A 25,677-nucleotide genomic window follows, 5' to 3' on the forward strand; every position below is an offset into this window, starting at 1 on the left:
TGATGGGCGACCGGGCCCGGGCCCCCCGCGGCCCGGCGCGGGGGCCCCGCGGCGGGGGGGGGGGGCCCACCCCGGCGGGCCATCCCGGCGGGTCCGGCCCGGCTCAGGCGGCCGCGCGTCGGGCGAGGATGTCGGCGAACAGCACGCGCTGCTCCTCGGTCATCAGGTCCTTGTAGACCGGCAGGGCCTGGTTCTTGGCGATCACGAGGAACCACGCGTCGGGCTGTTCGTCGACGCGCTGGATCGTCGACCACGCCAGCCGCTGCTCGTACGACTCCGCCTTCATGGCGAAGCCGGCTTCGTCCAGGGTCAGCTCGTAGTCCTGCCGGGCGGAGGGGTTCAGGGCGCGCAGGCTCTGCCGCACCATGAACGGCTCCAACAAGAAGGCGTACGCCAGGCCAAGGACGATCAACAGCACCGGGAACGGCCAGTCGCTGCCGGTGAGCCACATCAGTCCGCCGGCCGGCACCATGATCATGCCCAGGACGCGCAACTTCTTGGTCTGCGGGCGCACCACGAACTTGAGCGCGCGACGCAGGCGCTGCTCGTCGTACGGGACGTGGACGGAGATCTGCACTCGCGGATGCTAATCGAATCGCGCCGCAGGTTTCCCCGCTTTCACCAGACGACGTCACCGCGTTTTCCAACCCCCCAACGGGTCCCGCCCGCGTCGATGAGCGGTTGCGTCGATCAGCGGTTGGCGTCGTCGCGGGACAGGCGCAGCCAGCCGAGCAGCAGGGCGCCCGCGGCCCAACAGAGCATCGTGACGAACGAGGACGTGCGCGTCATCCCCGGCACCTCGCCGATCAGCAGGAACGCCGCGCCCGAACCGGGCAGGAGGTCGGCGAGCGCGGACATCCACTCGTAGCCGAAGTTCGGCAGCATCAGCGGCAGCACGAGCATCAGCAGGAACACGGTGACGAGCACGCCCGCCGTGTGGCGGAGCAGGAAACCGAGACCCAGCGCGAACGCCGACCCGGCCGCGAACACGAAAGCGACGTCGGGCAGCACGTCCCAGCCGCCGCCGAGGGTGAGCAGCGGCCGTGCGGCGAGGAAGGACGCGAGGGTCGCGGCGGACGCCAGCCGCACGCCGACGCCGGTGGCCGCACCCACCGCCACGGTCGCCCGCGACAGGAACAGGACCGCCCGATGCGGCGTCCACTGCAGGCTCGGCACGATCCCGCCCGTCGCGTAGTCGGACGTCACCGCGGTGAGGGCGAGCGCGAGCAGCGCGAACTGACCCGGCAGACCGGTGACGGCCGCCGCCGCCCACGCCGACCCGCCCTGCGGCGGATCGGGTTCGAGGCCGCCTCCAGGCCCGCGATGGTCGCGATGCCCACCATCGTCACGGCCGCCGCGGCCAGGAACCACCACGTCGCCCTCACCGTCCACAACCGCGTCCACTCCGCGGCGCACGCGCGGGCGAACACGCGTCCGACGCGGACGTCGTGAGCCAGGGCCGTCACCGTGCCTCCTCCGTCGTGAGCACGGGCTCGCGGCCGTGGTGCTCGACGCTGCTGTCGGTCAGTTCCAGGTACGCGTCCTCGAGCGACTGGCGCACCTCGGACAGGTGGTGCAGCGGGACGTTCAGCGAGTGGGCGAGCGCGCCCACCTCCTCGGCCGTGCCGCCGTCGACGCGCAGCTCGCGTCCGTCGACCCGCTCCACGTCGAACCCGTGCTCGCGGAGCCCGGCGAGCAGGTGGTCCGGTTCGGGGCTGCGCACGCGCACCTGGACGCGCCCGAGCCCGCTGGAGGATCTGCTCGGTCGTGGCGTCGGCGATGAGCCGGCCGCGGCCGATGACGACCAGCCGGTCGGCGATCTGCTCCATCTCGCCGAGCAGGTGGCTGGAGATCAGCACGGTGCGGCCCTCGTCGGCGAGTTGGCGCAGCAGGCCGCGGATCCACCGGACGCCGTCGAGGTCGAGCCCGTTGATCGGCTCGTCGAACACCAGCACGCCGGGGTCGCCGATGAGCGCGGTCGCGATGCCCAGTCGTTGCCGCATCCCGAGCGAGTAGCCCTTGATCCGCCGACGTGCCGCGCCGCCGAGCCCCACCCGCTCGATCACCTCCTCCACCCGGCGTCGCGGGATCCCGTTCGACCGGGCGGCCACGCGCAGGTGACCGCGCCCGGTGCGGCCGGGGTGCGCCGCGCCGGGGTCGAGCAGCGCGCCGACCTCCCGGAGCGGTTCGGCGAACGACGCGTACGGCCGCCCGTTCACCAGCGCCGTGCCCGTGGTCGCCCGGTCGAGGCCGAGCACGACCCGCATCGTGGTGGACTTGCCCGCGCCGTTCGGGCCGAGGAACCCGGTCACCTTGCCGGGCTCGACGGTGAAGCTCAGGTCGTCGACGGCGAGCACGTCGCCGTAACGCCGGGTCAGCCCGCGCACCTCGATCACCGGTCGTCCTCGTCCCCAGCCGGCGCGACGAGGACGCCGTCCTCGTCGTCGTCGACCCACTCGAGCAGGTCGCCCGGCTGGCACTCCAGCACCCGGCACATGGCCTCCAGCGTGCTGAACCGCACCGCCTTCGCCCGGCCGTTCTTCAGCACGGCCACGTTCGACGGCGTGAGCCCGATCCGCTCGGCGAACTCACCGACGCTCATCTTGCGCTTGGCCAGCTCGACGTCGATGCGCACGATGATCGCCATCAGATGACCTGCTCCATGTCGGACCGCAGCGTGGTGGCCTGCCGCAGCAGCGCGCGCATCACCACCACCAGCAGCCCCACCACGGTGATGCCGATCGACATCAGGAACAGCACGAGCGGGCCGCCGGGGTCGTCGGCGTTGAAGCCGACGTAGAGGAAGAAGCACTGGAACACGACCCACGCGGCGGCGATCGCCCACACGATCGCGTCCACCCACCTCAACGACGCCTCGCTGAAGATGCGGTCCTTCTGCACCAGGGTGAGCAGCTTCCAGATGGACACGATGACCACCTGGACGCACAGCACCCAGAACACCGACACCGCGGTCAGCGGCCACCTCAGGTACGCGAGGTCCGGCGACTCCTCGGCCATGCTCCGGAACTGGCCGGGCAGCGACATGACCTGGAACAGGACCAGGACGCCGAACATCAACACGAGGAACACCCGGAGCGCGACTACCGCTCGATGCGTCGTAAGCATGCATCGAGTTTCGCGCGTTACCTATCGAATGTCAATCGGTACCTATCGACTCACGGTAAGTCAGCACACCGTCACGGATGGTCATCCCAATGAACCGGGCACCAACGCCGCCTCGACCGTGACCCCGGTCCGCGCCGGCCGGACGATGCTCTTCAACGCCGCCTCCGGGCGCGGTGCGGCGGGCTAGCCTGGCCCGACGGCAGCACTGGGGACGGCTTCGGCCGTGATGAGGGGAGCCTGATGAGTTCCGCACGCACGTGGAAACGCCTCGCGGCGATCGGCGCGGTCACCGCCGCCGCGCTCGTGGGGGTCACGACACCGGCCGGAGCGGCCACGTCCACCACCTTCGGGCCGGTGGCGATCACCGACGTGCCGGCCGCGAGCAAGAAGATGCACAAGGTGCAGGCGATGGGCCGGATCGAGGCGTCCATGACGGCCGGGCAGACCGCCTACGTCTACTCGACCCTGCGCGCCTACAACTCCGCGCACGTCAACCTGGTCGACAACGAGGTGCGCTGCGCCGGCGCGGGCGGCGGCAACGTCGTCCTCGGCGAGAACCTCGACCCGGCCGCCAACGCCAACCCGGGCCGCGGCGACATCACGATCATCAACCGGTTCCTGGTCTCCGCCACCTCGACCGGCACGCTGACGTGCACCCTCTACGTGCGGACCAGCTCGCTGGCCGAGGCCACGTCCTCGTTCACGGTCAGCGGCACGTTGCGCTTCGCCTCCCTGCAGGTCGCGGAGGACGTGAACGGGTCGGCGATGCAGACGTCGCTGCCCAACGGCAACACCGTGGTCGGGGCCAAACCCGTCTACACGCCGATCCTCGACCGGACCATCGGGTCGGGCCACGAGGAGGTCGCGGTGATCGCGGACGTGGAGTACATGTCCTGCTACCCCACCGCGTGCGAGCACTCCAGCACGACGTCCGGCGCGCGCTTCACGTTGTACGCCCACCAGATGAACGGCGAAGCCATCTGCGCTTCCGCACCGGCCGCCCAGACGAGCGTGAGCGTGTCCCGGCAGACCCACCACAAGGCGGTGCCGCTGTACACCACGATCACCCTCCAGCCGGGGTGCGACCGGATCTACGCCTACGTGCGGGCGGAGTACGTCGACGGGCCCACGGGCGCGATCCAGGGGCAGGCGAACGGCCTGACCGACGAGTCCGGCTCCGCGGGTCCGGGCGTGCCGCAGCACAACTCGGCGATGACGCACATGTTCGCCGTGCCCAGCTAGCCGAGCCGGTCAGCGACGCCGGGGGTGCCCGAGCGCGGCGGGTGGCGTGTTGCCCGCCGTGGCGCCCTCGGCGTACTGCGGTGTCACGATGAAGACGAACTCGTGCACGCGGTCGGCGGCGAGCCGGTCCAGGACGTAGGACTCGCCGATGCGGATGCCGTGGCGCATGATCAGTTCCTGGTGCACGGGGAACGCCGTGCCGTCGTCGTTGACCGGGTTGCCCAGCACCTCCAGGGCCCACGTGTCGCCGCCGACGATCGCCGGGCGGGAACGGGCCAGCCAGCGCGCCTCGCGCAGGTAGATGCCGGGCAGCCCGCGCGCACCCTCCCAGCGGGCGATGTCGGCCGGGTCGCGGCGGGCCAGCAACTGGTTCCAGCCGGTGCGGAACAGCACCACGTCACCGGGCTCCAGGTGGCGGACGCCGCCGAACTCCATGGCGTCCCGGATGTCGTCCAAGGTGATGCGGTAGTTCTCGCGCAGCAGCGGCCGGCCGTTGCTCGCGGGTTCGGCCAGGTCCTCGACGCGGTCGCGGGCGAGCTTCACCCCGAGCACGTCCAGCAGCACGCCCCTGGTGACCACCGGGCCCATGTGCTCGGCGCCGAGCCGGACGGTGCCGTGGCCGCGGGCGATGTCGGGCCCGCGCAGGCCGTTGTAGAACAGGTCGGACGCGCCGATGTGGTTGAGGTTGTCGAGCTGGCTGCCGATCTGGTGCGTCGCGGCGAGCGGTTTCGGGTGCCTGGGCGAGAACTCCGCCTCGAACCGCTCCTCGTGCAGGCTCAACCTGTTGTCGCCCAGCGGTTCCAGCTTGACCAGGACGCCGCCCTGCTCGGCGAAGCCCGGTGGCGGCGGGTATCCCCAGATCGTGAGCCGCTGCTCGTAGGTGCGGCGCGGGTCGGTGCTGAAGGCCGGGAAGCCGTTCCACATCAGCTCGCCGAGGTTGTAGGTGGTGACCTCGCGGTGCGCGCGCAGCAGGCCGAGCGCGGCGGCGGTCTTGGCCGGCGTGACCTCGTTGAACGCGCCGCGCTGGTCGTCGGGCCCGTACCGGCTCGGCGCCCAGTCGGCCAGGTTCGCCGGGTCGGCGTAGTCGAACGGCGTGTCGTCCGGCCGGCCGGCCTCGGCGGGCGCGGCGCCGGCGGGAGCTCCGACCAGTCCGGCGGCGCCGGCGGCACCGGCCAGCTTGAGCACGTCACGGCGTCCGAAGCGGTGCTCGGCGAGGTAGTTGCGCAGCAGGTCCGGGTTCACTCGGCGGCTCCTTCGGTGGTGGGCAACCCCTCAGCCCTATCGAATGCCCCGGGGCCACCGCAACGGACGTCACCGCAATGCGTGAACGGTCCGGCCGGCACGACGCCACCGCGCGCCGAGGATTGCCCGTTGATCCATTTGGGCACACCACCTTGGTGATGACGACACGTGAGGCGCGGCAGGTGGTGGTCGTCGAGCGGTTCGCGGTGCGGAGCGCGGTGTCGTGGGTGGCCGCGGCCGCCGCCGGTGTCGCGTTCGCGGTGGTCGTGGTGTCCGTGTGGGCGGAGTGGGCGCCCGTGCGCGAGGTCGACCAGGCGATCTCGGACGGGCTCACGCGGTGGGTCGGCGGGTCGGGAGGCCTCGTCGCGGCGATGAGCGGGATGACGCGGCTCGGTGACACGGCGACGCTCACCGGGGTGACCGCGTTGGCGGTGGCTTGGCTGCTCCTGCGCCGGCGGCCCTGGGTGGCGGCGCACGTGGTCGTCACGGCGCTCGGTGGCGGGTTGCTCGGCGTGGTGGTGAAGGAGCTGGTCGAGCGGCTGCGCCCGCTGGTGGACGTCGAGGTGGCCACCGCCGCGGGCTGGAGCTTCCCCAGCGGGCACACGCTCGGGGCCACCGTGACGTACGGCGTGCTGCTGCTGGTGTTCGCCTCCGTTCGGCGGGCACGTCGGGTGTTGGCGCCGCTGGTGGTCGGGGTCGTGGTGGTGGTCGGCTTCACGAGGGTCGCGCTCGGCGTGCACTACGCCACGGACGTGCTCGGCGGCTGGCTGCTCGGCCTGGTGTGGCTGGCCCTGACCACCGAGGTGTTCCGCCGGTGGCGGCGTGAGGAGGGACTGCCGGAAGTGCCGCTGTCGCGGGGTTTGGCGCCGGAAGCGGCGGACGACCTCCGGCCCGTGTCCGGGCGCCGGGTGCGGGTGCCGCCCGACTTCCGGCTGGTCGCGGCGCGGCTGCTGGTCGTCTGGGGCCTGCTGCTCGGCGCGTTGTTCGCCCTCGGCACGTGGCCGGTGATCGGGGCCGCGGTGGTCGCCTGCGTGCTGGCGCTGGCCACGACGCGCTCCTGGCGGCCCGTGCTGCTGGTCGCGTTGGGGATGCTGGGCGAGGTCACGCTGTTCCTGATCACCACCGCGATCGTCGACCGCGCCCGCCCGGCGGCCAAGCTGCCCGACGGCCTGCCGCCCACGTCGAGCTTCCCGTCCGGTCACGTCGCCGCGTCGGTGGTCCTCGGCACGTCGGTGGCCGTGCTGGTCGTGCGCTGCACGCGGAAGTGGTGGCGGTGGGCGGTGGTGGCGATCGCCCTGGCGATACCGGTGGCGGTGGCCGCGCAACGCCTCTACACGGGCGTCCACTACCCCACCGACCTGCTCGGCAGCCTCCTGCTGGCCCTGCCCTGGGTCACCGCGGTGGCCCTGTCGACGGTCGGCCCCGGGTCCGGCTCGGCAGCGGACGCGGTCAGGGCCCGGCGAACAGCGGGGTGAGGGCGGCGACCAGGTCGGTGACCAGCGCGGCGGCCCTCGGGTAACCGGTGGCGCTGTCGTGCCCGGTCAGCACCGCGACCACGTAGCGGCCGTCGACCACGCCGGTGGTGTTGAGCACCCGCAGGCCGTCGTAGCAGCACGCCCAGCCCTGCTTCACGCCCCACTGGTGCGCGCCCACGGCGTCGGGGATGCCGAAGGTCTGGTCGAAGCCGTCGGCGCCGGTCGGCGTCGCGCCTTCCAGCGCGGGCACGATCACCCCGGCGTGCGGCGAGTGCAGCACGTGCCGGTAGACGGCGACGACGTCGCGTGCGGTCATCCGGGTGTCGCCCCACTGGTTCGGGTCGGCCGGCGGCGACAGGCCCGGCAGCCCGATCTCCTCCGCCCAGCGGCGCGGGATCGACGGGCGCCACAGGCGGTTGGCGATGTCGTCGTCGCTGGTGGCGATCATCCGGGCCACGTCGCGGGCCGGCGCGGCGCCGCGGTCCAGCGCGTCGAGCGCGATCAGCAGCTTCACCACGGACGCCGTCGGGAACGGCTCGTCCGGGCGTTCGGCGAACAGCTCCGCGCCCGAGCGCAGGTCGTGCACCAGGACGCCGCGACGCACCGACGGCGCGAACCCGGCCAGGCTCACCGGCTCCGGTTCGGGCTCCGGTGTCGGTGCGGGCTCGGGCGTCGGCTCGACCGACACCGCCACCTCGGGTGGTGCCGCGGTCGTCGGCCCCGGCGCGCTGACCGTGACCGCCACCGACAACACCTCGGCCCCGGCCCTCGGCGAGACGTCCTCGCCCTGGGCCAGACCGGTGACGACCATCGCCGTCACCGCGCCGACGCACAACGCCGCCAACCCGCTCCGCGCTCTGTCCACACCCCTGAAATGCCGGTGGCACCGCGAAACGTTGACCGGAAGTCGAGGCAACCTCACACCGCCTCACGCGTCCCGCGCGTGGCCGGGCGTGGGCGCGGCAGGTCACGTCAAACCGCCGGAGCACAACGATCCCGGTCATTCGAAAGCATTCGAAATCGAATGCGGTCGAATAGCGGGAAGGGATGCGTCCGGCGTGGGCTTCCGGGTGATCTGGAATATCCGAAACAATAATCCATTGAACGTAAAAGGTCTTCACGACAAGTGGGTTCCCTGCTAACGTCCGATTTCTGGAAGCGTTCCCGGAAATCTCGCCGCCACCTGTTTGCGATCATCCGACCAGGGAGCCGAAGATGCCACTGAAGTCATCACCAGGCCTGACCGGCAGGCGGCGGGCACGTCGCGGGTTCGCGGCGACCGCGGCGTTCGCGTTCGCCGCGGCCATGGCGCTCGGAACGGGCCCGGCCGCCGCGGACGTGACCGCCGCGGCGCGCGTGGACAACCCGTACGCCGGCGCGTCGGTGTACGTGAACCCGGACTGGTCCGCGAAGGCGCGGGCCGACGGCGGGTCGGCCATCGCCAACCAGCCGACGTTCGTCTGGATGGACCGGATCGCCGCGATCAACGGCACGACCGGCGCCCGCGGCCTGCGCGCGCACCTGGACAACGCCCTGAGCCAGGCGGCCGGGCGCACGATGGTCGTGCAGTTCGTCATCTACAACCTGCCCGGCCGCGACTGCGCCGCGCTCGCGTCCAACGGCGAGCTGGGCCCGGACGACCTGCCGCGCTACAAGTCCGAGTACATCGACCCGATCGCCGCGATCATGGGCGAGTCGAAGTACGCGAACCTGCGCATCGTGACGATCATCGAGATCGACTCGCTGCCCAACCTCGTGACGAACGTCGGCAGCCGCCCGACCGCGACCGCCATGTGCGACCGGATGCTGCAGAACGGCAACTACGTCAACGGCGTCGGGTACGCGCTGGCGAAGCTCGGCGCGATCGGCAACGTCTACAACTACATCGACGCCGCCCACCACGGCTGGATCGGGTGGGACGACAACTTCAGCGCCTCCGCGACGCTGTTCGCCCAGGCCGCCCGCGCGTCGGGCAGCACGGTGAACAACGTCACCGGTTTCATCGCGAACACGGCGAACTACGGGGTGCTGAAAGAGGACCACTTCACGATCAACGACACCGTGAACGGCACGTCCGTGCGCCAGTCGAAGTGGGTGGACTGGAACCGCTACGTGGATGAGCTGTCGTTCGCCCAGGCGTTCCGCACGCAATTGATCAGCGCCGGGTTCCCGTCGAACATCGGCATGCTGATCGACACCTCGCGCAACGGCTGGGGCGGTTCCCAGCGCCCGACCGCGAAGGGCCCGACGACGAGCGTGGACGCCTACGTCGACGGTGGCCGGTACGACCGGCGCATCCACCTCGGCAACTGGTGCAACCAGTCCGGCGCCGGCATCGGCGAACGGCCGAAGGCGAGCCCGGCCTCGGGCATCGACGCCTACGTGTGGGCCAAGCCGCCGGGCGAGTCCGACGGCGCGAGCCGGGAGATCCCGAACAACGAGGGCAAGGGCTTCGACCGGATGTGCGACCCGACGTACACGGGCAACGCGCGCAACGGCAACAACATGTCCGGCGCCCTGGCCAACGCCCCGCTGTCGGGCCACTGGTTCTCCGCCCAGTTCCGCCAGCTGATCGCCAACGCCTACCCGCGGCTCTGAGCCGACGCGGCCGGGGGTCCCGGGCCACCCCGGGACCCCCGTCCGCCTGACCAACCAGCCGCATCCCGGCACCCCAACCGCCCTACCCCAACCTCGCGCCCCGCCCCAGCACCGCGCCCCGCCCACCGCCGGCCTGCCCACCGCCGGCCCGCCCACCGCGCGGACCGCGTTCCCGTCCTGGCCGACCGCGTCGAGGCGGCTCCCGTGGGCGACCTGCCCGTCAGCCGGTGGCGATCTGCCGTTCCGCCAACCGCTCCGCCGCCTGGCGTCGTCCCGGCGTGAACGGGTCGGCGGGCGCGCCGCGGTCAGGCCCCTCCGCCCAGCCGCCGATCTTCTTCGCGACCCGGGCCAGCGCCGGGTCACCCGGCCGCACGTCGACCCGGAAGTGGCCCTCCTTCGGCGTCTTCCGGGAGTCACCGCCCCACCGGACGACGCCCTCGCACTCGGCCAGGATGTCGCGGATGACCGCCACCTCGTGCGGGAACAGGCCGCCGGTCGCGCCGGCCGGGTACCGGGCGGGCCGGATGGCGATGGCGGTCCCGGAGCGGTAGTCCGCCGCGTACGGCGTGCCGGCCGGCGGCTCGGCGTAGCCGGTGATGTCGTCCGCACCCAGGGTGCCGACCTCGTAGTGGAACCGCCGGGCGACGTGCAGCAGCACGACAGCGCACGGCCCGGACAGCAGCGTCACGGACGCGTTGGAGCCCTCGACCGGGTAAGTGGCCAGGTCGCCGGGGCGCGCGGGCGGGGCGGAGGCGACGGGCGGCGCGGCGGAGGCCACGGACGCGGTCAGGCCGACCGACGCGGCGACCGCGAGGCCGCCGGTGATCGTGAGGAACCGGCGACGCCCGAGCAGGCTCACGTCCTCGGAGGGTTGGTTCACGACTGCTCCTTGGGGGATCGGGGGTTTCGGCGGGCGGCGACGGCCAGGCCCGCGAACAGCGCGGCCGCGACGAGCAGCACGACCACCGTCGGGTTGACGTAGGCGGGCACCAGGTCCTGGTAGGCGTTGCACCGGCGGGACAGCGGGAAGTAGGTCACCTGCCCGTGGGCGCGGTCCCACCCGCCGTGCTCGAGTTCGCACGTCTCCCTGATGTCCGGCGTGTACAGGTGGATCGCACCCCAGGCGTACACCAGGAACGCCGCGAGCGGCGCGCACGACGCGGCGACCGCCCAGCGCCGAGCCGTTCCCGGTACGCCCACGGGTCCCTCCCCGCACGCCGCCCGGGCGTGCCCTCAGCCGTGTGACAACCTCTCGATCGTCTCCGCATAGCCTTGCAGGAACGGCTCCAGCTTGGCCGAGGGCAGCTGCGAGGGCAGCAGGCAGACGCCGCCGGTCCGGCGGATCGCGGCTTCGGTGAGGGTGGCGAGCTGCGCGTCCGCCGTGCTGCCGCCCAGCGCGTTCCAGGCGGCGTCGCGCACGCCGGTCACCGTGCCCCCGTAGCGGCCGGCGTAGAACTGCCAGAACCTGGTCCGGTGCCCGTCGACGAGGTGGGCCCGGATCGCCTGGTCGATCCGGGCGCCGGCGCGCACCGCGCTGCCGATCAGGTAGCCGTCGACGTCCTCCACGAGGTCGTTGAGCGGGAACGACGACAGCACGTTGATCTTGGCGAGGCGGTCGGCGCAGAACGCGTACCCCGAGGCGTACTCCTCGCCGTGCGACCGCCACTCGCCGTAGAACGTGGCCAGGTCGCCCGCCCAGCCGCCGAAGTCGCCGCGCCCGCCGTTCCCCTTGAGGTACACCGCGTTGGCGGTGGCGCCGAAGTGGTCGACGTTGACGGTGATGCCGAGCGAAGGGTCCACATAGGACTCGACGCGCGCCGGGCCGTGCGTCGACGCGTAGTCGATCCACGCCTGGTCGACGTCGCCGATCAAGGTCTCCCACCCGGACCAGGCGCCGTTGTAGGTCGGGTAGCGCAGGTACTCCATGACCCGCCGGTTCGCGTCGCCGCCGTAGGCCAGCGCGGTCGCGTACAGGTCGTCGACGTACCGCAGGTAGTCGTCCACGGGTGAGCCGCTCCCGCCGATGTTCTCCGGGCCGACGCCCGGGTCGTTGCCCCGGCGGACGTCGCGGTCGAGCGCGAAGACGTCGCCGCCCGCGTCGAAGTCGAACTCCTTGATCTGGTTGTACGACCAGTTCGCGGGCAGCGGGAAGCCCAGGTTGCCGGAGAAGCCCCACGACATCCCGGACACGAACGAGTACCGCGCGAACGCCTGGTCGCTGACCTGCGCGCACACGTTGCGCGAACCGTAGACACCGGCGACGTACCGCTTGCCGCGCGTGCCCAGACCGGCCTGGATGCCCTGGAAGTACGGGATGACGTGGCTCGCGATCTGCTCGCCGGTGGCGTCGTAGTCGACCGCGAAGTAGATCACCGTGCCCCGGTTGAAGCCGTAGCCGACGGCCCGGTCGTGCGCGCGCAGCGCGTGGTCGTAGCCGTTGGACCAGGTGAAGTCGTCGACGGTGTCGGCGGCGTACTGCGAGATGGGGAACACGCGCAAGCCACCGGCGAAGATGGCGTCCAGCTCGCCGGGCTGGATCTCCTTGTCGAGCGTGCTCCACGGGTCTTCGTCCAGGTAGCGGCCGACCACCTCGTAGCCCGCCGCCTTCAGCGCCCGCGCCCGGGGGACGCTGATGTGGAACCGGGTGTCGCTCGCGCTCGCGGGCCGGTCCGGGTCGCCGGTCGACACCAGCAGCTGCGCCCACGTGGCGTAGTCGCCGATGCCGGTGCGGGTGAGGGCGGAGAAGTCCTGGAACCTGTTCACGAAGTCGCCCAGCGCCGCGTCCCAGCCGGAGGTGAACGCGGCGAACACGCCGCCGACGCCGCCGTTGAACACGCACGCGGCGCTGAACAGCCGCACCCAGGCCGCCGGGGAACCGGGCCGCACGGTGTTGTTGCGCAGGCCGTTCTGGGTGCCCGGTCCGAAGTGGCCGGTGGCCTGGTCCTCCGGGATGCCGATCTGGTACTGGATGGCCCGCATCAGGGCGATCTGCACGTCCCGCGTGAAGTGGCCGTCGCACGGGATGACGAAGAACGTCGACTTGGTGATGTAGGTGGCGTTGAGCCACCGCTGGACGTCCCGCACCTCGACCCGCCCGCCGGACAGCAGCACGTAGGCGTCCATGTTGAGGATCGCCTTGAAGATCTTGGGCTGGATGTAGCCGTCGGAGGTGAACCCGATGTTGCTCTTGAGGTCGCGCACCGCCTCGTACAGGCCGTTGTCGTAGCCGCCGTTCGACGTGTCGCCCGCCGAATAGCCCTTGCAGAACAGGCCGTACTTCGCGATTCGCACGATGTTCGGCTTGGTGTAGCCGGGGCTGACGTCGCCCCGCTCGGCGAGTTTCGCCAACGTGGTCGGGCCGAACGAGTCGGAAAGCGCCGTGATGCCGAGTTCGTGCTGGAGCGCGCGGGTCAGGGAGAACATGACCGCCCAGCCGGTCACCCCGGTTTCCGCACATCGCTCGTAGCCGGGCACCGAGCCGTAGGTCGAGTTCACCCAGCGCTGCGCTTCGAGCACCTTCGGGTCCGCCATCGTCCGTGTCCCCCGGGATCGTTCGAAGGGTCCGCCACCCGCTGTCCGGGCACGCATCGCTCCCGCAGGCGGGACAACGGACACCGACGTCCCGATCGACCCCACTCCCCTTCGCGCAATTCCCGGAAAGCATTCGGAAACGGTGGCCGCCAAATGCCGTGCAGCACCGCGCCGAACACTTCGGAAATCAGGAGGAGCAGCGAATCGACCTCACGTCACCGGCCCCGTCGCACCGCCCCCTCGGCAGCGAGAACGAAGCTAACCAGGCCCGGAAGGGGCGTCAACGACCACGTTCGCGCTTTCACATCTCCTTCACCCACCGGCCCGCCGCCGCCACCACGGACGGCGCGAGTGCGTCGGCGATGAGCGCGTAACCGGCGGGCGAGGGGTGGAAGCGGTCCGCGGAGAACAGGGTCGGGTCGGTGGCGAACCGGTCGGACAGGTCGGGCCCGGCCGCCGCCACCACGCCGCCGGCGCGGACCACCGCGTCGGCCTGCGCACGCGCGTAGAGGCCGCTGGCCTGTGACACGAAAGCTCGGTACGCGGGCGGGACGTGCGAGACGACACCGAGGTCCGGAGCCGTGGCCACCACGACCTGCCCGCCCGCGCGGCGCAGGCCGAGCACGGCGTCGTGCAGCAGTCCCGCGCCCACCGCCGGCGGCGTGAACGACGTGAGGTCGTTCGCCCCGATCACGACCAGCGCGACGTCGACGCCCGTCCGCACCGCCGCGCGCACCTGTGCGTCCAGCCCCGAAGACCGCGCGCCGGACACCGCGTGCACGCCGAGGTCGACGCGGTGCCCCGCCGAGCGGAGCGCCGCCGCCAACCGCTCGCCCAACGTCTCCTCGGGCCGACCGCACCCCACGCCGGCGGCCAGCGAGTCACCCAGGACGCGGAACCGCAGTCGTCCGGTCATCTCACCGCCGCCGACGTCCGGACCGGGTGCTCGCGCGCGGTCACGTGCACGCGGCGGTGAGGTTGGCGACCTTGGTGGCCTTGTCCTCCAGCCACGCGGCCGGCTGGAGGACGAGGTCTTCCAGCGTCACCGCGCGCAGCGTCGTGGCCATGGCGGTGATGGCCTCGTTGACCGTCGTGTCGGCGGCGTTCGCGGCCAACGCGCTGAGGCTGTCCGCCGCGGAGTGCGCCTGCTCGACGGCCTGCTCCGGGCTGGTGGTGTCGAAGGCGGTGGTGGCCTGCGCCAACGCCTCCGTGCACACCTGGACCGTGGCCGCGGTGTCGGCGACGGCCCCGGCTGCCTGCGAGGCTTCCTGGAGCGTGCCGCAGGCGGTCAGCGCGGTGACGGCGGCGATCGTGGTGACGGCGGCGGCTAGACAGGCAGTGGCGCGCATGGCGTGCTCCTCCGGCTCAGGTCCCGAACCAGAGGTCTCCCCGACCGCCAACCGCGGCGGCGCCGTGACCGGACCGCTGCGGAGCGGCCGTAATGACGATCACGGGCAGAGTGGGTACTCCCCTCTGCCACCAGGATGCCGGTCCGACCGCACGAAGGTCAAAGTGACACAGGTAACGCCGCAATTCCGCGACGGAACGCAACCTGTCGGCTCGCCGGACCACCTTGCTCGTCGGGTACCCGCGCGCACCGCGGCTGCGCCCGTTCGGCGTGGTCGTGCCCGAACGGGCGAGGCCGCCGTGAAAGCTCAGTGCGCGAAGGTCCAGCGGGTGGCGCCGTGCGGTTCCACGACGGCCACGCCGACGGCGCTGTGCAGGGTGAGGCGGTACAGGTGCCAGGGCGCGGGGCCGGCGCTCGGCGCGTTGTACGGAGCGGTGAACGCGTCGCCCTCCGCGGTGGCCGGCCAGCCGCCCTCGCGGTAGACGGCCGCGATCCGTTCCAGCACTCCGGTGTCGGTGACGCGGTGCGCCTCGCCCTCCATCACGAGGTCGATGCCGCGCAGCCGCACGGAGATGCTGCACGCCGGGTTCACGGCCAGGTTGCGCGACTTGCGCGTGCCCGGTCCGCTGACGAAGTACAGGGCGTCGTCCACCCAGATGGCTCCGACACCCGCGGTGTGCGGCCGCCCGTCGGGCCGCACGGTGGCGACGAAGAACGTGAGGTCGGCCGTCGGCGTGTCGGCGGCCAGGACGTCGCGCGGACGGCTCCACGGCAGCTCCGCGTGCCCGTAGCGGTCGAGGTTGTGGGTCGTGGTCGGCTCGGTCATGGTGTTCGTCATACCCGAGCGACGAACGGGCAGCCCCCGTCTCGACACCCGAGCCGGAAGAATCCGGCGGGTTTCACACCATCGTGCGATCGAGGAAGTCGGTGATCAGCGGGGCGATCTCGGGCAGCCGGTCCTCCAAGGCGAAGTGGCCCGTGTCGAGCAGGTGGAGCGCGGCGTCCGGCACGTCGCGCAGGTACGCCCGCGCGCCCGCCTCGGTGAAGAACGGGTCGTTCACGCCCCACACGATCAGCGTCGGCGGGCGGCGCTCGCGCAGCCACGCCTGCCAGTCCGGGTAGGCCGCGACGTTGCGGTGGTAGTCGTAGGCCAGCGCGAGCTGCGCCTGCTTGCGGCCGGGCTGGTCCAGGAACAACTGGTCGAGCAGCCACCCCTCCGGCGCGACCAGGGCGGGATCGGCCGTGCCGCCCTCGTACTGGCCGCGGGTCGCGTCGAGCGTGAGCAGGTCCATGATCGTCCGCTCGTCGTCGGGCGAGTCCGGCGTGACGGCGATGAAGTCGCGCGCCGGCCCCGACACCCCCTCGGCGTAGGCGTTGCCGTTCTGCACGACCAGCCCGGCGATCCGGTCCGGGTGGCGCAGCGCGAGCCGGAAGCCGACCGGCGCGCCGAAGTCGAACAGGTACAGCGCGAAGCGGGTCAGTCCCAGGCGGTCGACGAAGCCCTCGACGACCTCGGCGAGCCGGTCGAACGAGTAGGTGAACCCGTCGGGCGCTCGGGTGTGGCCGAAGCCGGGGTAGTCGGGCGCGATGAGCCGGTAACGCGTGCCGAGCGCGTCGATGAGCCGGCGGAACTGGTGCGAAGCGGACGGGAAACCGTGCAGCAGCAGGAGGACCGGCGCGTCGGCGCGGTCCGGCAGCGACTCCCGGTAGAAGACCTCGACCCCGTCCACGTCGACGTGGCGGTGGGCGACCCGAGCGAGCATGTCACATGCCTCCTTGGCGTGATGATGCGTTAGGTATAGCCGGGAGCGACCTAATGGGTCAAGCGGGCTTGATAGCATTAGCACCATGAGTGACACCGGCCCGCTCACCGGCGAGCACCTGGCCATCGACCTCGTCAACACCCGCCCGGCGACCGAGGACGGTCGCGCCGACCTGCTCGACACCCCGGAGCGGCTGGCCGCGTGGCTGGCCCTGGAACCCGCGCTCCAGGCGGAAGCGGGTGGCGCCACCCCCACGGCGGCCGACCTGGCCGCGGTGCGCGCGGTGCGGGAGCACGTCGATGCCGCCGTCCACGCGCTGCGGCACGGGAACCGGCCGCCGAAGGCCGCCCTGCGCGGCCTGACCGAGGCGGCACGCGCGGCGCCGGCCGTGCGCGAACTGGACTGGGACGGCGCCGCCGTCACCGCGACACCCCGGCGCGCGGGCCGGCTCGGCGTCCGACTGGCCGCCCGCCTGGCCGAGGCCGCCGCCGACCTGCTCACCGACCCGGCGATCGGCACCCTCAGGAAGTGCGAGGCCGACGACTGCGTGATGGTCTTCCTGCCCGCGCACCCGCGTCGGCGCTGGTGCTCGCCGGCGCGTTGCGGCAACCGCGCCCGCGTCGCCCGCTACTACCAGCGCCACAAGGGCCGGACGTCGTCGTGATGCCGAAGCGAGCCGTTGCGGCCGGGTCCGGCGCGGGTTAACTTGGAACGATCATTCCAAGATGGCGAGGCGGACATGCCGGACGTGAAGCACTTCGACCCCGAGGCGGTGCTCGACTCGGCGGAGGAGCTCTTCTGGCGACGGGGCGTCTCGACGACCGGCGTGCAGGACATCGTGTCGGCGACCGGCGTCAACCGGTCCAGCCTGTACGCGACGTTCGGCGGCAAGCGGGAGCTCTACGTCGCCGCGTTGCGCCGCTACGCCGAGCGCCGTTCGGGGCCGGTCTTCCAGCGGCTCGCCGAGGACGAGCGGGGGCTGCCGGCGATCGCGGACTTCTTCCGCGGGCTGATCGGGGCCCGCTGCGCCGGCGAGCACGCCCGGTGGGGCTGCATGGTCACCAACGCGCACGCCGGCGCGGAGCACGACGACCCGGACGTCCAGGCGGTCCTGCACGAACACCACGACCGGTTGCGGGCGGCGATGTGCGCGGCGCTGGAACGCGCGCGGGCCGCCGGCGCGCTGCGGCCCGGCGTGGTGCCCGAAACGTCGGCCGACGTCCTCGCGCTGCTGGCCTACGGGGTGAACGTGCGCTCGCGCGCGGGCGCGACCCCGGAAGCGCTGGGCGACACCGTCACGGCCGTGCTCGACTCACTGGCGAACCGATCCGAGGAGATCCGCTGACATGGTGCAGTTCACCGTTCACGACGAGACCACCGCGCCCGAGGAAGCCCGTGCCCACCTGGAGGCGGGCAAGCGCCGGCTGGGTTTCGTCAGCACGCTCAACGGCGTGATGGCGGAGTCGCCGGAGCTGCTGGCCGGCTACAACGCCCTGGCCGAGCAGTTCGGCAAGTCCTCGCTGTCCGGGCCGGCGAAGCACGTCGTGTGGATCACCACCAGCGTCCTGAACGGCTGCGAGTACTGCGTGGCCGCGCACTCCACGATCGCGCTCAAGTCCGGTGTGGACGAGGGGACCGTGCAGGCCCTGCGCGCCGGCAAGCCGGTGTCGGACAACGCCTTGGAGGCCGTCCGCAGGCTCACGGAGCGGATCGTCACCGACCGGGGTTGGGTGGGCGACCAGGACGTCGAGGAGTTCCTGGCCGCGGGCCACACCCGGCGTCAGGTGCTGGACGTGATCCTCGGCGTCGGGATGAAGACGTTGTCCAACTACACCAACCACATCGCGCACACCCCGCTCGACCCGGCCTGGCAGGCGCAGGAGTGGAAGCGGGACCGGGTCTAGCAAACGACTCCGCGCTCGGTGGGGCGGGCCGCCCTCGGGCGGGCGGAGTGTGCGCGCCGCCGGGCGGGGGCACGGGTACGCGGGCACAGCCCGGGGATGCGGGCGGGGCCAGGGTGTCAGCGGCGCCGGGCCGCACCGGGGGGAACTGAGGCGCACGGGCGGGTCCCGTTGCACCGGCGCGACTGGGGTGCGCGCCGGCGGGACCGGGTGTGCCGGTGGGGTCGGGTGTGAGTCCGGCCCCACCGGCGCGTCAGCGCCCGGCCGGGAGCACGAGCCCGCCGACCGGCAGACCGCGTGAGGCGGGAGCGACCGATGGCGAGACGGGCGTGGCCGACGCCGTTCCCGCGTAGCAGTCGGGCCGTCCGTGCCGGATGTCGGGCACGTCGTCGACCAGCTGCCAACCGAGGAGGGACAGCGCGTCGGCCGGCCGTGAGCGGCCGTCTCCGCCCTTGTCGCAGAACGTCCGCTTGGTGATGACGTCCTGTCGCAGCACCACCGCGTTCCGGCTGCCCTCCTCCAACAGGGACAGGTCGTGATCACCGGATTCGAGCACCCAGCCCACGTGCCGCCCGTCCCGGGTTTCGACCCGCTCCAGCGGCACCCACGACGGGGTGCCGTAGTTCGGCGCGGCCAGCACCGCCAGCACCACCACCGCCGCACCCGAACCGCGGTAGAGGCGGCGGCACGCCTGGCGGACGGGCGAGGGCAGCGGCAGCACGGCCCCGGCCACCCGGCCCACGACGTAGACGGTCCACAAGACCACCACACCGACGCCGACGTACAGCGGGAAGGCGAGGACGACGACCGCCAGGGCGCCGAGCGCCGGCCACACCAGCCGGGTGCGGCCGGCGTCCGGGCGTTCGGCGAAGCGCGGGGTCGTCCAGCTCACCACCACCCACGGCGCGAGCACCGAGACGGACATGAACACGCTGAACGCGACGGTCGCGAAGTCCACGCCCCTGAGCACCGCGGGCAGCACGTGCACGTCGTACCTGACCCAGGCGAACAGGCTGAACGCCGCGAGCAGCACCGACCCGATCGTGACCAGCAAGGCGGCCGTCTCCAGTCGGGCGACCCAGGACTGAGCGCGATCCATGCCGCATTCTTCGGCCGGCCCACCGGCGGCGGCAATCGCCGACCCGGACCTTCAGCCGTTCGTGCCGCCCACGGACGCCGCCGCTACGGCAACGCCGGACCCAGGTACGGGAGCTCCGTGCCCGCCGCCACGGTCACCGGCACCTCGTCACACAGCGCCGTCGCCACGGTCAGCAGCACGTTCTGCCGCGCCGCGACCGGGGCGGTGATGTCCTGGTTCATCCCGACCGACGCCTGGCGGCCCAGGTCGGCCGTGTGCAGGCTCCACGTGTTGTAGCCGGGCACGTCACCGCCGTGGCCCCACCAGTCCTCCCCGCCGCACGGGCTGGACAGGTGCATCAGGCCGAGGCCGTACCCGAACGGTTCGAGCGCGCCCGGCCGCGCGTCGCGCATCTGCGCCAGCAGGTCGGCCGGCAGCAGGCGCCCGCCCAGCAGCGCGCCGAAGAACCGGTTCAGGTCGTCCGCGGAGCTGACCACGTTCCCGGACGCCCACAGCCGCGACCACACGTAGGTCGTCACGTCGGTCAACGGCGCCTGCTCGCCGTAGATCTGCTCGTAGCCGTGCGCCGCCGGGAACGGCAGGAAGGGCTGGTAGCTCGGGAACGACGTGTCCCGCAGGCCCAGCGGCCGGAAGACGCGCCGCTCCAGCTCACCGGCCAGCGAACGGCCCGTGATCCGCTCGACCAGCAGACCGAGCACCGTGTAGCCGGTGTTGGAGTAGGAGAAGCCGGTGCCGGGCGCGAACAGCAGCGGCACGCCGTCGGTCGCGAGCCGCACCAGCTCGGTCGGCTCGAAGCTCTCCCACCGCTTCGTGTCCACCTCTTCGATCGTCTGCCAGTGCGCGATGTCGCGCGGCACGCCGCTGGTGTGCCCGAGCAGCTGGCGGACGGTGATCGGCTCGGGGTACGGCAGCAGGCCGGGCAGGTGGTCGGCGATCGGGTCGTCCAGCCCGAGCCGCCCCTCGCCGACGAGCTGCAGCACCACCGTGGCCACGAACGACTTGGTCACGCTCGCGACCCGGAACCGGCCGCGCGGGTCGGGCGCCCGCCCCGTGCGCAGGTCGCCGACGCCGGCCGAACCGCGCCAGGCCACCGCGCCGTCCACGACGGCCGCGTACGAACCGGGCACGCCCGCCGCCACCACCTGCGCCAACGCCTCCCGCACCGGCGAGTCCGCGCTCGCGCGAGCACCGGACACCGACCCGGCGACGAGCGCCGCCACCACCCCGACCACGACACCTGCGCGCTTGATCCCCATGACGCCAGCGTGCCCGAACCTCCCCCCGGCCGGCCACCGGGTTCAGACGTGGCCCCGCAACCGGGACCAGGCCAGCACGACGTGGACCCGGTCGGGCACGCCGAGCTTGCCGAGGACGTTGGAGACGTGCACCTTCACCGTGTAGCGGCTGATGGCCAGGCGCCGCGCGATGTCGTCGTTGGCCAAGCCCTCCGCGATCAGCTCGCACACCTGCCGTTCCCGGGGTGACAGCCCTCGCACGGCCTGGAGCAGCGCCCGGTCCTCGGCGGTCGGCATGGCGGGCCGGAACGCCGAGATCATCCGGGCGGTGGCCTCGGGAGCCAGCACCGCCTGCCCGGAGGCGACGACGCGGATCCCGTCGCGCAGGCGTTCGCTGGGCGCGTCCTTGAGCAGGAAGCCGCTGGCGCCGGCCTGGAGCGCCGCGTAGACGTAGCTGTCCAGGTCGTAGGTCGTGAGGATGAGGACCTTGGTCCGGCCCGCGATCCGGCGGGTCGCCTCGATCCCGTCGAGGACCGGCATCCGGATGTCCATCAGCACGACGTCGGGCGCGTGCCGGTCGACCGCCGACACCGCCTGGCCGCCGTCCGCCGCGACACCGACCACCTCCAGGTCGGGCACCGCGTCGATGAGCTTGGTCAACGCCTCGCGGAGCAGCTGCTCGTCATCGCAGACGACTACGCGGAGCACGTCGCGCTCCGAGCCGGGAAGCGCGCCCGCACCTCGAACCCGCCGTCCACGCCCGGACCGGCGGTCAACGTGCCGCCGACCAGCTCGACGCGTTCCCGCATGCCGATCAGCCCCAGTCCCGTCCCGGCACGTCGGGTCACCGCCGGCCTCCCGTTCGACACCACGACCGACAGGTGGTCGGACGCGTAGGTCAGGGACACGGTCGTGGCGGCCGGCCCGGCGTGCTTGATCACGTTGGTCAGGGCCTCCTGGACCACCCGGTAGGCGGCGTGCTCGATGCTGGCGTCCAGCGGGCCCGGGTTGCCCTCGCGGACCACCGCGACCCGCGGACCGCTGCCGGGCATGCCGTCGACCAGCTCGTCGAGCCGGTCGAGGCCGGGCGGCACGGCCAGCGGGTCGTGATCGGCGTCGGACAGGCTCCGGCGCAGGATGCCGAGCAGCCGGCGCAGCTCCCCGAGGGAGTTGCGCCCGGTCCGCGCGATGCGGTGCAGGGTCTCCCGCGACTCCTCGGGCGTTCCGGTCTCCGCCGCCGCGGTCGCGTCGAGCACCATCGCCGTGACCGCGTGGTTCAGGATGTCGTGCAACTCCCTTGCCAGCAGGGCGCGTTCGCGTGCCGCCGCGCGCCACTCGATCTCGGCGCGCTCGGCCTCCAGCTCGCGGATCCGCGTCCGCTGCCGGCCGCCGAGCCACCCGCTCAGCAGGAAACCGACGAACATCACCGCCACCGACGCGATCCCGATCACGGCGAACCCCGCCGGCGCGCCGCCGCTGATGCTGAGGACCATCCCGACCGCCAACGTCGTCAGGGCGATCGCGAGCCCGACGCGTTGCTGCACCGGCCTGCCCCACGTGCCGAGCGCCGACGCCGCCACCAGGAACGCGACGAAGATCTCCGCGTCGACGGCGACGAGCACGCCCTCCAGGCCCATCACGACCAGCAGCACGGTCAGCGGGAACCGGCGGCGCCACGCCAATGCCACGGACTGCGCCGAGGCCACGCCCAGGACGGTCCACACCGATCCCTCGTCCGGACCGTCCAGGACCAGCAACCACGCCACCATCAACGGCAGCAGGACCAGCAGGCCGTCGCTCAGTCGTTCCAGGCCTGCACGGCCGACCGCCGGACCTTCAGCCACCGCCGCGCCAGGAACACCAGCGCCACCGCCCACGGGGTCATGCCGACCGCCCAGCTCAGCGCCGCCGGCGGCCCCGGCTTCGGCCCCGCCGCGACCGGCAGCGTCGCGGTCGAGGTCCCGTCCGGTCCGTGCACGGTGAACTCGAAGCGCCACCAGCCCTCCTCGGGTAGTGCGACGACGTCCAGACCCCACGCGTGCCGTGCCAGCGGGTGCCGCTGCAGCGTCATGTCGGCCTCACCGTCGAGGCCCACGATGCCCAGGGCCGTCGGTTCCCCGGACGGCGTGATCGCCCGCAGGGTGCCGGAGCGCCCCTCGATCCCCCCGGCGGGCTCGAACGTGAAGTCTAGCGACCGCCCGGCGCGCACCGGCCAGTCCGTGAACGAGGCGGTCAGCGTGCCGGCGCCCAGCGAGACCTGCTCGCTGTGCACGAGGGTGAGCGTCGACGCCCCCGCGGTCGCACCGGGCGCGGCCATCAGCACCACCGCGGCGGCCGCCGCACCGAACAGGGATCGGAACCTCATCACGCCTCCCTCGGAGCGAGCCGGCGCATCAGCGCGGCCGACTGCCAGCCGAACCTGCCGGCGACCGCACCGAGCGCCGTGACGAGCAGCGCCGCGAGCAGCGGGTTCGTGCCGACCTCGTCGAGGAGGAGCTGGGAGATCACCACGGTCAGCCCGATCACCGCGCCCAGCACCGCCATCGCGACGTTCGGCGAGATGCCGCGACGGCGGGCGAACGCCACCGCGGCCGCGCCGACCACCGCCGCGAGCGGGAACACCAGCGGCATCGCCAGGGCGAGCAGCGGCACGCCCAGCGCGTTGTCCCGCAGCGGCTGACCGATGCTCTCGGAGTACCACCGGGTGGCGAACGGCGGGAAGAAGAACGTCGCCGCGTGCACGGCCACGAACAGCAGCCCGAGCGCCGCCACCCACCACCCGCTGCGGGTGATCCCCGCGACGGCGCACAAGGTCCACGCGGCCACCGCGCTGCCGCCGAGCACGGTCAGGCTGACGCCGAACGCGTCGCCGTCGAGCATGATCGAGCCGGCCGCGACGCCGAACGCGCCGGCCGCCGCCAGGCCCCACCGACCGGACCTCGTGTCGCGCAACGCGGCGAAGGCCATGACCACCGCGACCGCCTGCACCTGCATCGCCAGTTGCAGGCTCAGGTGCGACGGCGTGCTGTCCAGCAGGTCGAACCCGTAGACGGTGTGCCACCACAGGTCGGTCGCCCCGTACAGCAGGTGCCCCGCCGCGCCGAGCCCGGCGACCAGGAACGCCGCCGGCGCGCGGAAGCCCAGCACCGGCACGCCCGGTCCCGCCGTCGCCCCGCGGCTCGGCAGCACCACCGCGAGGCTGGTCAGGCCGATCAGCGCGGAGCCGAAGTAGAACATCAGGTGCGGCGCGGTGAAGAAGGTGTCCGGGCCGACGTCGACGTGCCACTGCCCGTCCCACCCCACCCCGAGCCACAACGAGCAGAACCCGGTCAGCAACAGCCAAGAGCCGATCACTTGTCGCTTCGGTAGCACCACGACTCCGCATCCCACGGTGATGTCGAAGGTCACGATCTCGTCGTCGGCCCGCACGGTCAGCACCCACGGGCCGGTCATGGCGAAGAGCTCGCCGGTGGCCCGGAAGAGGCCAGGCCGTTCTCGTTCCGCGACGACTTCCGGGGTCATGTGCCCCATCCGGGGCATCGTCGCGTAGAGCGACACCGAGGCCACGTCCGCGGGGACTTCCACTTGCGCCGCAACGGTTCCGGTGCCCGCCCGGTCCAGCAGCACGGTCACGTCGTCGTGGCCGAGCCGGACCGGGGCCGTGTCTGGCGAGGACGTGAAGGCCAACGCGGCGACCGCGACGACGGCCACGACCACGGCGGCCACGAGGAGGACCGGCCGCCTCATCGCGTGTCACCGACCTCGACCACGTACGGGACCGTCACGACCCGGAAGTCCTCGGCGTACTGGAGCCACGCGAAGTACCGGCCCGGTCGGGGGAAGCTCACCGTGAAGCGGAGCACCGGGCCGTGCCCGGCCACCGTGCCGTCCGAGGAGGTCGACGTGGAGCCCTGCTCGTGCACGTGGCCCAGGAAGCCGCCCGCCTCGTCGCGGACGATCAGGTGTCCCGCCATGCCCAGCCACGACTGCAGGCCGGTGCTGCCGGTGTCGACCTCGATGGTGGCGGGACGGCCGGGCGGGAACGTCCACGTGGCCGGTCCGGGCGGCTCGTCCGCCGCGACCGCGCCGACCTCCTCCGCTCCGGCCCCGACCGTGCCCACCCCGACCGTGCCGACCTCGTCCGCGCCGATCCCGTCCGCGCCGGTCCCGTCCGCGCCGACCTCGAACGTGCCGGAGACCAACTGGCCACCCGCGTCCGTGCGCTCGAACTCGGTGTGCGCGAGGTACCCGCCGGGCCGGTCGGCGGCCAACCGGACCTCGACCCGCCCCGGAGCCGTCCGCAGCGGGTGGAGGTGGCGGAAGAAGCCGCCGTCCCTGCTGGTGACGACCAGGTGCGCGAGGGCGTCGTGGTGCACCGCGAGGTCGTCCACCGGCAGTCCGGTCGAACCGTCGACCAGGTCGAACCGCAGGGTGAACTCCTCGCCCACGGCCGGTCGGGCCGGCGTGGTGGACAGGAACGCCTGCGCGTTGGGACGTCCCGCGTCCCGCTGCTCCGCGCCGAGTCCCGGCGACATGACCCCGACCGTCGCCGCGACGACCGCCGCCACCACGCCGACCCCGCCGAGCGCGAGCGCCGCCGTCCGCCGGGACCCGGCGCCCGCGACCAGTGCCGCGGTCAGCGATAACCCGGTGGCCCCGAAACCGCCGTACACCACCAGTTCCCAGGTGGCGGGCTTCGGCACCCGGACGAGGAACGGCAGGGCCGACGACTCGGCGGCCGCGGTCAACCGGAGTTCGTGCGCCCCGGTCTCGCGGACGTCCAGCACGACCGGGTAAGTGCCGGCGCGATCGGGTCGCAGCAGGACCTCGCCCGCGCTGTCCCCCACCGCGATGTCGATCGCGAGGTCGCGGACCGGGTGGTGCGCGACGAGGTCGACGTGCAGCGGACCCGGCACCCGCGGCGTCCGCCTGATCACGACCGTGAGCTCGACGCCACCGATCGTCTGCGCCAACCGGACGTCGGAGTCGGCGCCGACCACGTGCGCCGCCGCGGGCGTGGCGGTGACCAGCAGTGCGACCGAGATGCCCAGGAACCAACGGATGAACACGACATCGACGTTAGGAACCGGGCAACGGCGGCACATAAGGCGCGAGTA

At 72.6% G+C, this 25,677-nt stretch carries 27 protein-coding genes and 1 pseudogene; 6 read left to right on the forward strand and 22 right to left on the reverse strand.

The window, feature by feature from the left end:
- Nucleotides 1-103: 103 nt before the first annotated feature.
- The 6 genes and pseudogenes from ABTZ99_RS37795 to ABTZ99_RS37820 form a co-directional block, all read right to left on the reverse strand.
- On the reverse strand, nt 104-577 hold the full coding sequence (locus ABTZ99_RS37795) for a YcxB family protein (RefSeq protein WP_498785123.1): 474 nt from the start codon (nt 575-577) through the stop codon (nt 104-106).
- Nucleotides 578-690: 113 nt separating this feature from the next.
- Nucleotides 691-1,206 carry a hypothetical protein gene (locus ABTZ99_RS37800; RefSeq protein ID WP_499617922.1) on the reverse strand — a complete coding sequence of 172 codons (516 nt, stop codon included), beginning with the start codon at nt 1,204-1,206 and terminating at the stop codon, nt 691-693.
- On the reverse strand, nt 1,203-1,466 hold the full coding sequence (locus tag ABTZ99_RS37805) for a hypothetical protein (RefSeq protein WP_499617923.1): 264 nt from the start codon (nt 1,464-1,466) through the stop codon (nt 1,203-1,205). The genes ABTZ99_RS37800 and ABTZ99_RS37805 overlap by 4 nt, the downstream gene beginning before the upstream one ends.
- Nucleotides 1,463-2,396, reverse strand: a pseudogene (locus ABTZ99_RS37810) (ABC transporter ATP-binding protein). The gene ABTZ99_RS37805 and the pseudogene ABTZ99_RS37810 overlap by 4 nt, the downstream one beginning before the upstream one ends.
- Nucleotides 2,393-2,647 carry a helix-turn-helix domain-containing protein gene (locus ABTZ99_RS37815; RefSeq protein WP_498785117.1) on the reverse strand — a complete coding sequence of 85 codons (255 nt, stop codon included), beginning with the start codon at nt 2,645-2,647 and terminating at the stop codon, nt 2,393-2,395. Before ABTZ99_RS37815 ends, ABTZ99_RS37810 begins: the two are co-directional and overlap by 4 nt.
- Entirely contained in the window at nt 2,647-3,126 is a 480-nt protein-coding gene (locus ABTZ99_RS37820; protein WP_498785115.1) for a DUF2975 domain-containing protein, read from the reverse strand. Before ABTZ99_RS37820 ends, ABTZ99_RS37815 begins: the two co-directional genes overlap by 1 nt.
- A gap of 240 nt (nt 3,127-3,366) precedes the next feature.
- On the opposite strand from ABTZ99_RS37820, the gene ABTZ99_RS37825 reads away from it, so the two are divergent.
- On the forward strand, nt 3,367-4,368 hold the full coding sequence (locus ABTZ99_RS37825) for a hypothetical protein (protein ID WP_498785113.1): 1,002 nt from the start codon (nt 3,367-3,369) through the stop codon (nt 4,366-4,368).
- Between the two features lie 9 nt (nt 4,369-4,377).
- Here ABTZ99_RS37825 and ABTZ99_RS37830 read toward each other — a convergent pair whose 3' ends face one another.
- Nucleotides 4,378-5,610, reverse strand: coding sequence for a cyclase family protein (locus ABTZ99_RS37830; protein ID WP_499617924.1), 1,233 nt, complete (start codon nt 5,608-5,610; stop codon nt 4,378-4,380).
- Between the two features lie 158 nt (nt 5,611-5,768).
- On the opposite strand from ABTZ99_RS37830, the gene ABTZ99_RS37835 reads away from it, so the two are divergent.
- Entirely contained in the window at nt 5,769-7,085 is a 1,317-nt protein-coding gene (locus ABTZ99_RS37835) for a phosphatase PAP2 family protein (protein ID WP_499617925.1), read from the forward strand.
- Here the strand turns inward: ABTZ99_RS37835 and ABTZ99_RS37840 are convergent.
- The gene (locus tag ABTZ99_RS37840; protein WP_498785107.1) at nt 7,060-7,950 is read right to left on the reverse strand and encodes a serine hydrolase; all 891 of its coding nucleotides are present in this window, start codon (nt 7,948-7,950) and stop codon (nt 7,060-7,062) included. The two genes, ABTZ99_RS37835 and ABTZ99_RS37840, sit on opposite strands and share 26 nt — an antisense overlap.
- 350 nt (nt 7,951-8,300) lie before the next feature.
- Here ABTZ99_RS37840 and ABTZ99_RS37845 point away from each other — a divergent pair, with 350 nt between their 5' ends.
- Nucleotides 8,301-9,683: a glycoside hydrolase family 6 protein gene (locus ABTZ99_RS37845; RefSeq protein ID WP_498785105.1), complete on the forward strand. Its 1,383-nt coding sequence runs from the start codon at nt 8,301-8,303 to the stop codon at nt 9,681-9,683.
- A 220-nt stretch (nt 9,684-9,903) separates the two neighbouring features.
- On the opposite strand, the gene ABTZ99_RS37850 is transcribed toward ABTZ99_RS37845, so the two are convergent.
- The 7 genes from ABTZ99_RS37850 to ABTZ99_RS37880 form a co-directional block, all read right to left on the reverse strand.
- Nucleotides 9,904-10,563 carry a hypothetical protein gene (locus ABTZ99_RS37850; RefSeq protein ID WP_499617926.1) on the reverse strand — a complete coding sequence of 220 codons (660 nt, stop codon included), beginning with the start codon at nt 10,561-10,563 and terminating at the stop codon, nt 9,904-9,906.
- Nucleotides 10,560-10,883 carry a hypothetical protein gene (locus tag ABTZ99_RS37855; protein WP_499617927.1) on the reverse strand — a complete coding sequence of 108 codons (324 nt, stop codon included), beginning with the start codon at nt 10,881-10,883 and terminating at the stop codon, nt 10,560-10,562. Before ABTZ99_RS37855 ends, ABTZ99_RS37850 begins: the two co-directional genes overlap by 4 nt.
- Nucleotides 10,884-10,916: 33 nt before the next feature.
- Nucleotides 10,917-13,214, reverse strand: coding sequence for a glycoside hydrolase domain-containing protein (locus ABTZ99_RS37860; RefSeq protein ID WP_499617928.1), 2,298 nt, complete (start codon nt 13,212-13,214; stop codon nt 10,917-10,919).
- Nucleotides 13,215-13,515: 301 nt separating this feature from the next.
- On the reverse strand, nt 13,516-14,130 hold the full coding sequence (locus tag ABTZ99_RS37865; protein ID WP_499617929.1) for an SGNH/GDSL hydrolase family protein: 615 nt from the start codon (nt 14,128-14,130) through the stop codon (nt 13,516-13,518).
- Nucleotides 14,131-14,170: 40 nt separating this feature from the next.
- A complete protein-coding gene (locus ABTZ99_RS37870; RefSeq protein ID WP_499617930.1) occupies nt 14,171-14,563 on the reverse strand; it encodes a bacteriophage spanin2 family protein in 393 nt (130 codons plus the stop codon).
- A 306-nt stretch (nt 14,564-14,869) separates the two neighbouring features.
- Nucleotides 14,870-15,388 carry a pyridoxamine 5'-phosphate oxidase family protein gene (locus ABTZ99_RS37875; RefSeq protein ID WP_498785096.1) on the reverse strand — a complete coding sequence of 173 codons (519 nt, stop codon included), beginning with the start codon at nt 15,386-15,388 and terminating at the stop codon, nt 14,870-14,872.
- A 73-nt stretch (nt 15,389-15,461) separates the two neighbouring features.
- The gene (locus tag ABTZ99_RS37880; protein WP_499617931.1) at nt 15,462-16,325 is read right to left on the reverse strand and encodes an alpha/beta fold hydrolase; all 864 of its coding nucleotides are present in this window, start codon (nt 16,323-16,325) and stop codon (nt 15,462-15,464) included.
- Between the two features lie 85 nt (nt 16,326-16,410).
- Between ABTZ99_RS37880 and ABTZ99_RS37885 the strand changes: the two genes are divergently transcribed.
- The 3 genes from ABTZ99_RS37885 to ABTZ99_RS37895 all read left to right on the forward strand — a co-directional run bounded on the left by ABTZ99_RS37885 (nt 16,411) and on the right by ABTZ99_RS37895 (nt 18,229).
- Nucleotides 16,411-16,989 carry a CGNR zinc finger domain-containing protein gene (locus ABTZ99_RS37885; RefSeq protein ID WP_498785092.1) on the forward strand — a complete coding sequence of 193 codons (579 nt, stop codon included), beginning with the start codon at nt 16,411-16,413 and terminating at the stop codon, nt 16,987-16,989.
- A 75-nt stretch (nt 16,990-17,064) separates the two neighbouring features.
- Nucleotides 17,065-17,670 (forward strand): TetR/AcrR family transcriptional regulator, encoded by a 606-nt coding sequence (locus tag ABTZ99_RS37890; RefSeq protein ID WP_499617932.1) that lies wholly within the window; start codon nt 17,065-17,067, stop codon nt 17,668-17,670.
- Nucleotide 17,671: 1 nt separating this feature from the next.
- Nucleotides 17,672-18,229 carry a carboxymuconolactone decarboxylase family protein gene (locus ABTZ99_RS37895; RefSeq protein WP_498785087.1) on the forward strand — a complete coding sequence of 186 codons (558 nt, stop codon included), beginning with the start codon at nt 17,672-17,674 and terminating at the stop codon, nt 18,227-18,229.
- A 250-nt stretch (nt 18,230-18,479) separates the two neighbouring features.
- Here ABTZ99_RS37895 and ABTZ99_RS37900 read toward each other — a convergent pair whose 3' ends face one another.
- The 7 genes from ABTZ99_RS37900 to ABTZ99_RS37930 form a co-directional block, all read right to left on the reverse strand.
- A complete protein-coding gene (locus ABTZ99_RS37900) occupies nt 18,480-19,325 on the reverse strand; it encodes a hypothetical protein (protein ID WP_498785085.1) in 846 nt (281 codons plus the stop codon).
- Between the two features lie 83 nt (nt 19,326-19,408).
- Entirely contained in the window at nt 19,409-20,581 is a 1,173-nt protein-coding gene (locus tag ABTZ99_RS37905; protein ID WP_499617933.1) for a serine hydrolase domain-containing protein, read from the reverse strand.
- A 42-nt stretch (nt 20,582-20,623) separates the two neighbouring features.
- Nucleotides 20,624-21,268: a response regulator gene (locus ABTZ99_RS37910; RefSeq protein ID WP_499617934.1), complete on the reverse strand. Its 645-nt coding sequence runs from the start codon at nt 21,266-21,268 to the stop codon at nt 20,624-20,626.
- The gene (locus ABTZ99_RS37915; protein WP_499617935.1) at nt 21,256-22,404 is read right to left on the reverse strand and encodes a sensor histidine kinase; all 1,149 of its coding nucleotides are present in this window, start codon (nt 22,402-22,404) and stop codon (nt 21,256-21,258) included. Before ABTZ99_RS37915 ends, ABTZ99_RS37910 begins: the two co-directional genes overlap by 13 nt.
- On the reverse strand, nt 22,359-22,925 hold the full coding sequence (locus tag ABTZ99_RS37920; protein WP_499617936.1) for a hypothetical protein: 567 nt from the start codon (nt 22,923-22,925) through the stop codon (nt 22,359-22,361). Before ABTZ99_RS37920 ends, ABTZ99_RS37915 begins: the two co-directional genes overlap by 46 nt.
- Nucleotides 22,925-24,307 (reverse strand): hypothetical protein, encoded by a 1,383-nt coding sequence (locus ABTZ99_RS37925; RefSeq protein ID WP_499617937.1) that lies wholly within the window; start codon nt 24,305-24,307, stop codon nt 22,925-22,927. Before ABTZ99_RS37925 ends, ABTZ99_RS37920 begins: the two co-directional genes overlap by 1 nt.
- Complete coding sequence (locus ABTZ99_RS37930) at nt 24,304-25,629, reverse strand: DUF8832 domain-containing protein (RefSeq protein WP_499617938.1); 1,326 nt, start codon at nt 25,627-25,629, stop codon at nt 24,304-24,306. Before ABTZ99_RS37930 ends, ABTZ99_RS37925 begins: the two co-directional genes overlap by 4 nt.
- Nucleotides 25,630-25,677 lie beyond the last annotated feature (48 nt).

Source organism: Actinosynnema sp. NPDC002837, from assembly GCF_040295345.1.
Classification (GTDB): Bacteria; Actinomycetota; Actinomycetes; order Mycobacteriales; family Pseudonocardiaceae; genus Actinosynnema.